Annotated in this window: 10 protein-coding genes; 2 read left to right on the top strand and 8 right to left on the bottom strand. The window is 62.1% G+C overall.

Translation table 11 applies throughout. The annotated features are described in order from the left end of the window. Positions 1 to 101 precede the first annotated feature (101 nt). The 5 genes from gltP to ACFY9W_RS16310 form a co-directional block, all read right to left on the bottom strand. Positions 102 to 1,430, bottom strand: a complete 1,329-nt coding sequence (gene gltP, locus ACFY9W_RS16330) for a glutamate/aspartate:proton symporter GltP (protein ID WP_391132000.1) — start codon at positions 1,428 to 1,430, stop codon at positions 102 to 104. A 745-nt stretch (positions 1,431 to 2,175) separates the two neighbouring features. Then, on the bottom strand, positions 2,176 to 2,646 hold the full coding sequence (locus tag ACFY9W_RS16325; RefSeq protein ID WP_391131998.1) for an Ivy family c-type lysozyme inhibitor: 471 nt from the start codon (positions 2,644 to 2,646) through the stop codon (positions 2,176 to 2,178). Positions 2,647 to 2,648: 2 nt separating this feature from the next. Further along, positions 2,649 to 2,810, bottom strand: coding sequence for a DUF1328 domain-containing protein (locus ACFY9W_RS16320; protein ID WP_003252966.1), 162 nt, complete (start codon positions 2,808 to 2,810; stop codon positions 2,649 to 2,651). Between the two features lie 42 nt (positions 2,811 to 2,852). Beyond that, complete coding sequence (locus ACFY9W_RS16315; protein ID WP_391131996.1) at positions 2,853 to 3,143, bottom strand: hypothetical protein; 291 nt, start codon at positions 3,141 to 3,143, stop codon at positions 2,853 to 2,855. A gap of 174 nt (positions 3,144 to 3,317) precedes the next feature. Next, entirely contained in the window at positions 3,318 to 4,139 is an 822-nt protein-coding gene (locus tag ACFY9W_RS16310; protein ID WP_391131994.1) for a BON domain-containing protein, read from the bottom strand. A 209-nt stretch (positions 4,140 to 4,348) separates the two neighbouring features. Here ACFY9W_RS16310 and algB point away from each other — a divergent pair, with 209 nt between their 5' ends. Both algB and ACFY9W_RS16300 read left to right on the top strand, forming a co-directional pair. Further along, positions 4,349 to 5,695: a sigma-54-dependent response regulator transcription factor AlgB gene (algB, locus tag ACFY9W_RS16305; protein WP_391131993.1), complete on the top strand. Its 1,347-nt coding sequence runs from the start codon at positions 4,349 to 4,351 to the stop codon at positions 5,693 to 5,695. Next, positions 5,692 to 7,473: a KinB sensor domain-containing domain gene (locus ACFY9W_RS16300; protein ID WP_391131991.1), complete on the top strand. Its 1,782-nt coding sequence runs from the start codon at positions 5,692 to 5,694 to the stop codon at positions 7,471 to 7,473. The genes algB and ACFY9W_RS16300 overlap by 4 nt, the downstream gene beginning before the upstream one ends. A gap of 121 nt (positions 7,474 to 7,594) precedes the next feature. Here the strand turns inward: ACFY9W_RS16300 and ACFY9W_RS16295 are convergent, their stop codons facing one another. The 3 genes from ACFY9W_RS16295 to ACFY9W_RS16285 all read right to left on the bottom strand — a co-directional run bounded on the left by ACFY9W_RS16295 (position 7,595) and on the right by ACFY9W_RS16285 (position 12,075). Next, positions 7,595 to 9,199: an EAL domain-containing protein gene (locus ACFY9W_RS16295; protein ID WP_391131989.1), complete on the bottom strand. Its 1,605-nt coding sequence runs from the start codon at positions 9,197 to 9,199 to the stop codon at positions 7,595 to 7,597. A gap of 78 nt (positions 9,200 to 9,277) precedes the next feature. Continuing rightward, complete coding sequence (locus ACFY9W_RS16290) at positions 9,278 to 10,066, bottom strand: N-acetylmuramoyl-L-alanine amidase (protein WP_391131987.1); 789 nt, start codon at positions 10,064 to 10,066, stop codon at positions 9,278 to 9,280. Between the two features lie 80 nt (positions 10,067 to 10,146). Next, positions 10,147 to 12,075, bottom strand: coding sequence for a diguanylate cyclase (locus ACFY9W_RS16285; protein ID WP_391131985.1), 1,929 nt, complete (start codon positions 12,073 to 12,075; stop codon positions 10,147 to 10,149). Positions 12,076 to 12,079 lie beyond the last annotated feature (4 nt).

The following is a 12,079-nucleotide window of genomic DNA, read 5'->3' as shown; positions in this document are numbered from 1 at the left end:
CTCCCACAGGAATCGTACAGGCCTCAAGAAAGCGGCCCGGAATTTCACAGACAACAAAAAGCCCCGACAAGTCGGGGCTCTTCGTCAAACAGCTAACAGGTTCAGCGCTTGGCGACTTCGCCAACCACTGCGGCTTCCTGCTTGCCGGCCATCAGCGAGGCGTAGTACTTCTCGCCCTTGGCCGCATCGTACATGCCTTCCCAACGCGCGATGACCAGTGCAGCCAGGGCGTTGCCTACAACGTTCAGCGCGGTACGGGCCATGTCCATGATGCGGTCGACACCGGCGATGAAGGCCAGGCCTTCCAGCGGGATGCCCACGCTGCCCAGGGTGGCCAGCAGCACCACGAACGACACGCCCGGTACGCCAGCGATACCTTTGGAGGTGACCATCAGGGTCAGTACCAGCAGCAGCTGCTGGCTCCACGACAGGTCGATACCGTACAGCTGGGCAATGAAGATGGCCGCGATGCTCTGGTACAGGGTCGAACCGTCCAGGTTGAAGGAGTAGCCAGTCGGTACCACGAACGAGCAGATCGACTTCGGTGCACCGTACTTCTCCATCTTCTCGATCACGCGCGGCAGCACGGTTTCGGAGCTGGAGGTGGAGTAGGCCAGGATCAGCTCATCTTTCATGATGCGCATGATCTTGATCACCGAGAAGCCGAACACGCGGGCAACCAGGCCCAACACCATGAAGGCGAAGAACGCGATGGCGAAGTACACCAGCAGCACCAGCTTGGCCAGCGGCAGCAGCGAGCTGAAGCCGAAGTTGGCCACGGTCACGGCAATCAGGGCGAACACGCCGATCGGGGCGTAGTTCATGATCATGTGGGTGACCTTGAACATGGTTTCCGATACGGCCTGGAAGGTGCGTACCAGCGGGTCGCGCAGCTCTGCCTGCAGGCTCGACAAGCCCAGGCCGAACATGACCGAGAAGAAGATGATCGGCAGCATTTCGCCACGCATCAGCGCTGCGAAGATGTTCGACGGGATCAGGTTCAGCAGGGTCTCGATGAAGGCGTGCTCATGCTGCACCTCGGCCGCAGTGGCCTGGTACTTGGAGATGTCCACAGTACCCAAGGTGCTCATGTCGATGCCGGCGCCCGGGTGGAACAGGTTGGCCAGCACCAGGCCGACAACGATGGCGATGGTGGTCACCACCTCGAAGTAGATGATGGTTTTCAGGCCGATGCTGCCCAGTTTCTTCGCATCGCCAACCCCGGCGATACCCACGATCAGCGACGAAATCACGATCGGGACGACGATCATCTTGATCAGGCGAATGAAGATGTCACCGGCGGGCTGGAGGACGTTGCTGATCCACCAGGCCTTTTCCGCGCTGAAGTGGTTCAGCAGCGCGCCGATTGCAACGCCCAGGACCAGACCGATGACGATCTGCCAGGCGAGGCTCAGTTTTGCCTTCTTCATGTCTTTACCCTTTGTTCTAGTGGTCATGGCACCGGACGAAAACGCCCGTGACAGAGCTGTTGGCAAGGTCACGGGCCGTAGATCATTCCATCCGGCGACTTCATGTAAGGACAGCGCAGGCGAGCGACAGGGCGCTCTGGCCAGCGAAAAAGGCGGCAACTATTGCGATGGCAAAGGGGGAAATCTAATGCCGGAAACGCATACCCTATACCGTTTGCGCATACTGATTTGCACCAAAACAGGCCGCTCGCAAGTGCTTGATTTATAACGTTCGGAATCCCGAACAAGACCAAACCGCCATATTTAGGCAGATTTGACGGTAGGAAAAGGGCACAGAAGATGGCTTGTTCGACAATCCGAATGGCGGAAATGACACTTGAAGAAGCGCCATCGAGGTCGAAAAAAAGTTGATGTACGGTCGAGACAAAATGTGTCTCAAGGGGAAAATCGCGCAAGGACCGCAGCGACTCTGCATGGCTCCTCGGAAGTCAGGTCTGGCCAGGTATCCCCTATGACACCGCCGACCTGATACTTCCGATTCCGCCTTTCCTGACCCGGCCCATCGCTGGAGGCACTCCCTGTACCCCTAGGCCACTCCGATCCTGCAACAATCAGAACAGCCCGGCCCCTTGGTCATGTGCAACCCCTCCTCGGGGCGGCGCATCATAGAAGGCTGAAATATAGAAAGGTTCAGCTTCTATTACGTGACAGTCGGTAACCTTTCATCAGTACTCGCAATAAATGCTCAGTACCAGTTGGGGTCACGCTTGAGCTGCTCCTGCAGCATCGCTTTCATGCCGTCGTCCGGTTCGCCCAGCCAGCGGTACTGCGCATGGCGGGTGGGCGACTTGTCGCTCGGCAAGCCTTCGGGTACCTCCACGAGCATCCCGTAGGCATCGTCCTTGTCCCAGCTGAACGCAACGATCAGCCGCTTGTAAGTGCACTTGTCCTGCGCCTCGCACAGCGGGCCGACCAGGTACTTGTCGCCATCTTCGGTAACGGCGGACATCTGCTGCTGGGCACTGCCGGTCAGATTGACCACCCAATCGGGCAGGCGTTCCTCGCCTTTGATCGTGTCCTGCCAGGTTTCCCGGTACTCCGGGTCCGAGCCGAGCAGCTGGTCGACCCGGACCTGGCCGTCATTGGCCGCCATCGCCGCCGCACTGCCGCCCAGCAACAGGGCGGCAGCCAGGGCTGCAGTAAGCTTCCTGCCCATCTTCAACCTCGTCCACGTCCAAAGAAGAAGGAAGCTACGAACAGCACCAGGAAGACAATGAACAGGATCTTCGCGATGCCCGTCGCAGCGCCGGCGATACCACCGAAGCCCAGTACGGCAGCGACAATGGCGATGATGAGGAAAGTGATAGCCCAGCTCAGCATGGTGGTTCTCCTTTCTTTTTCAGAATCGGTCCGCCCGGCAGGTCAGAAGACCCAGCGGTCCTGGGGTACTACAGTTTCCAGGGTGGCCGGCGAGGCAGTGGCCTGGCCGGCTGGCAATGGGTCAGCCGCCTTGACCAGGGTGTTGGCACGGGAAGCCTGAATTTGCGTCAACAGGGCAGTCTGCGCTGCCACTTGCTCAGCCAGACGCGCGGTCTGCCAGCTGTAGTAGAAGAGGCCAGCGGCCAAGGTCAGCAGCAGCGCCATGCCGAGTGACAGCATCTGGCGCAGGGGCAGTGCGGCGTTCTGCGAGCGGTTGACGGATTGGCGGTTCATGCCGGCTCCTCCTGCTGTAATTTTTGTTCAAACCTGAACAGGTAATTGCAGCCTGCATGCCAGTATTTTTATTTTTATAAAATACTTATAAATCAATCACTTACATAAGATACAGGCAATCGCCGGGCACGTATACTGCACGATGCCGTCCCGGTGGTCGTGCGAATTGCACGATCAGCCTTCAACCTTGGTCGCCACCTTGAGCAGGTCAGCATCCACCCCGCGCACGCCAATGATCTGCCGGGCAATCTCCACAGCGATGGTTTTTTGCTCGGCACTGACCACCTCGCCCGACAGCCGTACCATGCCTTCTTCACTGGCCACTCTCAGGTTCAGGCCATCGAGGTTGCGGCTGAAGCGGTAGCTGTTCTGGATCTTGTCGATGATCCAGCTGTCGCTTGGCTGCGGCCCGGTTGGCGCCCCTACCGGGCTTTCACGGGCCTTGGCCATGGCGGCGGTATCAAGGCTGACCAGGTTGTTGACCAGGTGGACACCGTCGGTGGTGCGGGCCACCACACCGGCCAGTTCCTTGGCTTCGGCACTGTCGACCTTGCCGCGCAAGGTCACCACGCCTTCACTGCTTTGCACTTCTATAGGCGCCTTTTCGGTGGTGCGGCTCCACAACAGCCGGGCACGGATCACCGCCGCCAGGGTGGCGTCCTCCAGGCGTTGGGCGTAGGCACGTAGCTCCAACGGGCGCTCAACCAGCTGGGCGTTGACCTGCAGCTGGTTTTCAACCTGTTCGATGCCCCGTGTGGCACGGGCCACATCTTCGGCCAGCTGCCGCTCGACCTCGTTCTCCACCTCGCCGGAAAGCCGTGCCTGCTTGCCGTCCACTTCAACCCGGATGCGGAACGGGTCGAGCATGCGGTTCAGCGACAGGGCGGTTTGCAGGGCGCCTTCCAGGCGCGCGTCCTGCACAGGGTCGGCCAATGCCGGGGTGAACACTGGCAACAATGTGGCTGCCAACACGGCGGTACGAAAGGAAAATGGCATGTCAGTACCTCGTTTTTGGGCAAAAGGTGAAAATCGTCGCAACCAATGTGCCACCGCTGCCTCTAAGCAAATCATTGGAATATCACGGTCTGCAGGCAGCATTTGGCCATTGGCTAGCATGCAAAGGACAGAATCCTTCAGAATTGACCATGCAACTTGCCCGATTTTTCCCACACTAAATGAAGACCTATCCCTAAGGAGCGCAGGAAATGGAATCAGCCCAGGACAACCAAGGCCGCATTCTGCTGGTGGATGACGAGTCCGCGATCCTGCGCACCTTCCGCTACTGCCTGGAAGACGAAGGCTATAGCGTGGCCACGGCTAACAGCGCCGCCCAGGCCGAAGCGCTGTTGCAGCGCCAGGTGTTCGACCTGTGCTTCCTGGATTTGCGTCTGGGCGAGGACAACGGCCTGGACGTACTGGCGCAAATGCGCATCCAGGCACCCTGGATGCGCGTAGTGATCGTCACTGCACACTCGGCGATCGACACGGCGGTAGACGCCATCCAGGCCGGCGCAGCCGACTACCTGGTCAAGCCATGCAGCCCCGACCAGTTGCGCCTGGCCACCGCCAAGCAGCTGGAAGTCCGCCAGCTTTCGGCGCGCCTGGAGGCCCTGGAAGGTGAAGTGCGCAAACCCAAGGACGGCCTCGACTCGCACAGCCCGGCCATGATGGCGGTGCTGGAAACCGCCCGCCAGGTCGCCACCACCGACGCCAACATCCTCATTCTGGGTGAATCCGGCACGGGTAAAGGCGAGTTGGCCCGTGCCATCCATGGCTGGAGCAAGCGCGCGCGCAAAGCCTGTGTGACTATCAACTGCCCGTCGCTGAATGCCGAACTGATGGAAAGCGAACTGTTCGGCCACACCCGTGGGGCTTTCACCGGCGCCAGCGAAAGCACCCTGGGGCGGGTAAGCCAGGCCGACGGTGGCACGCTGTTTCTCGACGAGATCGGCGATTTCCCGCTGACCTTGCAACCCAAGTTGCTGCGCTTCATTCAGGACAAGGAGTACGAGCGCGTTGGCGACCCCGTGACCCGGCGCGCCGATGTCCGCATCCTGGCGGCCACCAACCTCAACCTCGAAGAAATGGTGCGCGAAAGCCGCTTTCGCGAAGACCTGCTGTATCGCCTGAACGTCATCACCTTGCACCTGCCCCCGCTGCGCGAACGCAGTGAAGACATCCTGACCCTGGCCGACCGCTTCCTCGCCCGCTTCGTCAAGGAGTACTCCCGGCCCGCTCGGGGCTTCAGCGATGAAGCACGTGCGGCCCTGCTCAACTACCGCTGGCCCGGCAACATTCGCGAACTGCGTAACGTGGTAGAGCGGGCCAGCATCATCTGCCCACAGGAGCGTGTGGAAATCAGCCACCTGGGCATGGGCGAGCAGCCTGCCGGCAATGCCCCGCGCGTCGGTGCCGCGCTAAGCCTGGACGAGCTGGAGCGCGCGCACATCGGCGCAGTGCTGGCCACCAGCGACACCCTTGACCAGGCCGCCAAGACCTTGGGCATCGACGCATCCACCCTGTACCGCAAGCGCAAGCAGTACAACCTATGAAGTGGCCGCCCATGAAGCTGCGCACGCGGCTTTTCCTGAGTATCTCGGCACTGGTCACCGTGGCCTTGCTCGGGCTGCTGCTGGGCCTGGTCAGTGTGCTGCAGATGGCCACCGTGCAACAGCAACTGGTGCGCGACACCACCCACGCCCTGGAAGTGGGGCTGAAGCTGCGGCAGAACCTTGGCGAACAGTTGACGCTCATCCTGGATGAAGACACCGCCCCGGAAAACCTGCGGCTGCTGCAGGACAACTTCCAGGCCCTGCTTACTCAGGGCCTGGAGCAAGGCGGCGAGCGCACCGGTTTCAGCAAGACCAGCAGTAACTACCAGGCCTTTCTCCAGGCTTACCGCGACAGCCCTGCACCGGCGCGCAGCATGGGTGTGGAGCAGCCGCTGGGCGCCGCGTTCAACCAGGTGCGCACCGACCTTATCGACTCCCACAGGCAGGCCCTGGACCTGATCACCCGCAGCGAGGAACACACGCGTGACCGCGCCCTGCTGGTCAGCGGAGTGCTTGGCCTGATGGGCCTGGTGGTGCTGGTGCTGGGTTTCATCACCGCGCACAACATCGCCCGCCGCTTCGGCCAGCCGATCGAAGCCTTGGCCAAAGCGGCCGACCAGCTCGGCAAGGGCAACTTTGACGTCACCTTGCCCGTCACCCAGGCCACCGAACTGAACCAGCTGACCCGCCGCTTCGGCCTCATGGCCGATGCCTTGCGCAGGCACCAGGCCACCAATGTGGATGAGCTGCTCGCCGGCCAGCATCGCCTGCAAGCGGTGCTGGACAGCATCGACGATGGCCTGCTGATCATTGACCGCCAGGGCCGCCTGGAACACCTCAACCCGGTGGCGCAGCGCCAGTTGGGCTGGAACGACAGCCGGGTGGGCAGCAGCTTGGCCGAAGCCCTGCGGCGACCAGAGCTGGAGCAGCAGCTGCGTCAGGTGCTGCGCGGCGGTAGCCTGGACCGGCCGCCGGAAGACCTGAACATGGAGGTGGATGAAGAAACGCGCCTGCTGACCTACAGCCTGACGCCGGTCAGCCACCCGCAAGGGCCGATCCTGGGTGCGGTGATGGTGCTGCACGATGTCACCGAACAACGGGCCTTCGAACGCGTGCGCAGCGAATTCGTGCTGCGCGCCTCCCACGAGCTGCGCACGCCGGTAACCGGCATGCACATGGCCTTCGGCCTGTTGCGCGAGCGGGTCAAGTTCCCACCCGAGGCGCGCGAGAACGACCTGCTGGAAACCATTGGCGAAGAAATGCAGCGCCTGACCCAGCTTATCAACGACCTGCTCAATTTCAGCCGCTACCAGAGCGGGCTGCAGAAGCTAGACCTGGCACCCTGCGCCCTTGATGAACTGCTGGAGCGGGCGCAGCTGCGCTTTGCCGAGCAGGCGGCAAACAAACAGATCGAACTGGTCAAGGCGATGGAACCACCGCTGCCACGCATCCAGGCCGATGTCGCCCAGCTGGACCGCGTGCTGGACAACCTGCTGCACAATGCCATCCGCCATACGGCCAACGGCGGGCGAATCCGCCTGCATGCGCGGCGGCATGCGGAACGGGTGATCATCAGTGTCGAGGACAACGGCGAAGGTATTGCCTACGGGCAGCAGGGGCGCATTTTCGAGCCATTCGTGCAGGTAGGGCGCAAGAAAGGTGGCGCTGGGTTGGGGCTGGCGCTGTGCAAGGAGATCGTGCAGCTGCATGGCGGGCGCATGGGCGTGTTTTCCCGGCCGGGGCAGGGGACCCAGTTCTACATGGCCCTGCCGGTTTGAGTATTGCCTGTACCGGCCTCTTCGCGGGCACGCCCGCTCCCACAGGTACTGCACAGGTCTCAGGTGCGACGCTATCTCTGTGGGAGCGGGCGTGCCCGCGAAGAGGCCGGTACAGGATGTCTCAATGTTCCACCCGCCGCGGCAGCTGGCCGCGGGTGACCAGCTCGGCAAATTGCCGGGCATTCAGCGGCCGGGCAAACAGCCAGCCCTGGCCGTAATTGACCCCTTCACTGTTCAGCAGCACCGCCTGGTCTTCACATTCGATGCCCTCGGCAATCACCCGCAGGTGCAGGTCATGGGCCATGCGGATGATATGCGGCGCAACGCCGCTGCTGGCGGCATCGTGGCCCAGTGCATCGATGAACGCCTTGTCGATCTTCAGGCAGTCCACCGGCAGTGTCTGCAAGTACGCCAGGCTGCAATAACCCGTACCAAAGTCGTCGATCAGCACCTGATGCCCCACAGCGCGCAGCGCTTGCAGGTTGTCACGGGCAACCACCACGTCGACCAGGCCGCGCTCGGTCACCTCGAAGGCGATCTGGCTGGGCGCCACTCGATGCAACGCCAACAGGCGCGCCGCCACCCGGCCAATGCGCGGCACCATCACATCGCAGGCGGCCAGGTTCACCGATATGTACAGTTTGGGGTGCGAGCGCAGCAGCTGCCCCAGCTGTTCGAGCACGCGCTGCAGGACAAAATCGGTAATCTGGCGAATCTGCCCGGTATTTTCTGCCAGCGGGATGAACAAGTCCGGGCTGGTCAGGGTGCCATCCGGGCGTCGCCAGCGCACCAGTGCTTCGGCGCCCACGCAGCGTCGGCTGTCGAGCTCGAAGATCGGTTGGTACAGCACCTGCAGTTCCCCACGGCGCAAGGCATTCTGTAACTCCGAACTCATCGAGCGCCGTTGCAGGATCAGTTGCAACACCAGCCAACCGATGCAGCAGGCCGCCAGTACGCTGCCGGGGAACAGCAGCCAGAGCATGCCGTTCATCCTCAATGGCAGGCTGGCCCGCGGGGCAATCAGCACCAGTTGGTAATCCGGCGACTTGGTCGGCATGCGGTAGATCAGGCGGTCGCTGAGTTCGAGCAGCGACTTGTGGCTGGTCGACCAGGCCGAGGGCGGCGGCCAGACCTGTGGCGGGCCCAGCACGGGGATGGCGCGTGCGCCGTTGTCCAGCACCACCACCAGGCTGCCGCCCGGGGGCAGGTCAACCACGTCGGTCAGGTGGCCGCGGGAAGTGGAGACCACGAACTTGCCTCGACCCAGCATCAGCGCAGCCAGGTTTTCGTTGGGTTCGGTCGTGGTGTTCAACCAGTAACTGTAGGTCGGCCCCTGGATGTCAGGTGCCCGCAGGGGCTCGAACGCCCGCTCATCGCCACGGTTGGAGCAAGCGACGTCACCGTCCACATAAGCCGCTTCATAAATGAAGCGCGAACTCAGGCCAACCTGCTGCAATGCAGCCTGCATCGCTGGGCTACAGCCACGCAAGGGCTGTGCCTGCAACAGGTCTACCCCCTCACGCAGCTGGCCGAACACCTGTTCGAGACGGTCAAGAAAACGCTCGCCCTGGGCGTTCATCTGTTCGCTCTCGCTCTGCTTCATCTGCTGCAAGGCAATGCCGATGCTGGCAGAGAGCAAAAGTGCTGCGCTGGCCAATGCTGCCAAGGTGGCCAGCATCCAGGGGCGGTAAAAAAATTGGCGCAACGTAGAAATGAGAGCTGACATCGAAGGCATCCAGTTGATTACCAAGGTATAGCAACTGAATGAAGAATCATCCTCGCCGTTGGGCGCCTCACTGCTGGCTCAACGCATCCGGTTGAGCACCTGCAGGATTGCCGCCGTCTGCACATCCGGCATGCCATCGAAACGCTGCGGGCGGAAACGCATCTGGAATGCGGCAATCACATGGCGGGTGGCAGCATCCAGCACGCCGGTCTGCTCGACCTGATAGCCAAACCGCGCCAGTTCCTGCTGGTACCAACCAATGCTTGGCGGGTTGACGCTGAAATACGCCTGCTGGCGTGCTACTGCGTTGGCATCGGGCCAGATACCCAGCCCCGCATCGGCCAGGCGCTTCCAGGGGAACAGTGGCCCCGGGTCCAGCTTGCGTGATGGTGCGATATCACTGTGGCCAATGATGTGCCGCGGCTCGATGTTGTTACGTTTGACGATGTTCTTGAGCAACGCGATCAGCGACTGGACCTGCGCTTCGCTGTAAGGGTGCCAGACCCGGCCATTCGGCGTGTCGGTGAACCCCGGGTTGACGATCTCGATACCAATCGACGAAGAGTTCAGCCAGGTGCGCCCCTGCCACTGGCTATCACCGGCATGCCAGGCACGGCGGTTTTCATCCACCAACTGGTACACCGTCGCCGGGCCATCGCCAATCAGGTAATGGCTGCTGACCTCACCATGGGTAAGTAACGCCAGGGAGCGCTCCAGCGACGCATTGGTGTAATGCAGCACAACGAACTGGATACGGTTGTCCTGGTTGGCGGAGGGGTGGCTGCGGTCGATGCGCAGGCCCGTCGAGCAACCGGCGACAGACAACAGCAAAAAGGAAATCAGCGTTTTTTTTAGCGTGGAAAGCACGTCAGTGGCCTCAGCGAATGAGCGCTACAGTATAACGTGCTCCCCATGGCTGCGCTTACCGCGGGTCAGGGTTCGCAGGGCTAGCCCTGTTCCACGCGGTTGCGCCCCAGCTCCTTGGCCCGGTACAGCGCCGCATCAGCGCGCTTGAGCACCTGGTCACCGCGCTCGCCAGAGCGGAACGCCCCCACGCCGATGGACGTGGTGATCACCACCCGCTCGCCCTTGAAGTGAAACGGGCAGGCCTCCACCGTGGCCCGCAGTACCTCCGCCACCTGCGCGGCGGCCGCTGGCGACGTTTGCGGCAGTAACAGGACAAATTCCTCACCACCGAAACGGGCGATGAAGTCTCGACCGCGCAGGCGTTTGCGCAGTTGGTCGGCGACAATCTTCAGTACCTTGTCCCCGGCCAGGTGCCCATAGCTGTCGTTGATACGCTTGAAGTGATCCAGGTCGAGGATCGCCATGGCCAGATGGCCACCGTTCTCCTGCCATTCGAGTATTTCGCGTTCGACCCGCTCGCTCCAGGCTGCACGGTTGGGCAGGCCGGTGAGGGGGTCGAGCAGGGCTTTCTGGCGCTGTTCTTCCAGGTGCTCGCGATAACCGAGCGCCTCATGCTCCATGTTCGCCACCCGCTCGGAGAGCCCTTGCAGGCGGCCGGCCAGTTCCTGTTCGCGACGATCTCGCTCATGTTTGTGCTCGTCCATGGTAACCAGCAGGCCTTCCAGGCGGTTATCCAGGATGTGCTTGAGGCTGTCCACATCGGCTGCGCCTTGCACGCTGCTTTGCAGGCCGTCGACGTGCTCACGCAGTTGGGTATCCAGCTCGCGGGCAGCGGTGCTGTTGTCGGCATGGCCGGCGCTGGCCTCCTGTAAATGGCTCTGAAAACCTTCCAGGCGTTCGTTGAGCTGCTGCAGGTAGGTTTCGAATTCGTGCTGGCCACTGTCGGTGATTGCCAGCATGAGCACAGCCAGGTCATCCAGCACCGGGATCAGCTCATACCAGTTCAGGCCACGGGCAACCCGCTCGCGCATTGCCAACGCCTGGGCCTTGTGCCGCTCGGGCAGGCTGAGGTCGTCGAGCAGGCCGATCAGGGTCTGCTCGATGTGCGCGGCAACCTGGCTGTAGGGCGGCTCGACGGCATAGGGCAGGCCATAGGGCCCGTCTTCGCCGAACGTCTCTTCGAGCGTGGGTGCCGGTTGTGCGTCTGCCAGGGGTTCGTCGATGGACGCTTCCGGTTCCAGTACTTCAGCCTCCCGCGGCGGCTGGAAGGCGGGTATGTCAACCGTTTCGATCAGCGCCGGGCCCGCTACCTCACGCTCCGGCAGGGGCGTCAGGCTCACTTCAGCGGCAGGGGCTGCCAACGGTTGTAGCGCATCCACATCATCGGGCTGCAGGGCTTCGATACTGGCCTGTGCAGCCTGAGGAGGCGCTTGGGCGGCAGGTGCTGTTACCGGCACAGGCACTGGTTCGCCTTGCGGGTCGTCTTCGCGGCTACCGAACAAGCGCTGCAAAAAGCCGGGCCGGGTTTCATCCTCCGGTTTGCCGAGTGCTGAAAGGGCACGGCCCTGCAAGCCACTCAACTCACCCAGCAAGGGCGGCAGGTCGCGGGATTGGGCAACACCCCCATCGAGTTTCTTGGCCAGCTTCTTCAAAGGGCGCGAGACATCGCTGGGCAGCGGCAAGCCTTGCAGTTGGCCAACCAGCGCAGTCAACGCGTCGCTTACCTGGTTCATGCGGGTTTCCCGGCGCTGTTCGGAGTCCAGCACCGCTTTTTCCAGGCGCGGGATCAACCCGGCGAGGCCGGCGTCCATGTTGTCGCTGCGAATGACTTCGCGCATTTCCTTCATGCACGCGTCCACTACCTTGTCACTGCCTTCGGCAGCCAGGCTGCTACGCACCAGGCCACGGCGCAGCAGGTCGAGACGGGCGTCCCAACGGCGCTCGAGCTTTTCTTGCTGCTCGATGCTCTTAAGGTATTTTTCTTTCCAGCGCTCAGCGTCTTCAGTCATGCCC

The organism is Pseudomonas sp. NPDC008258 (genome assembly GCF_042956345.1).
In the GTDB taxonomy this organism is placed as follows: Bacteria; Pseudomonadota; Gammaproteobacteria; order Pseudomonadales; family Pseudomonadaceae; genus Aquipseudomonas.
Note: the sequence above shows the minus strand (reverse complement) of the source record. Positions and strands in the feature narration are given on the sequence as shown.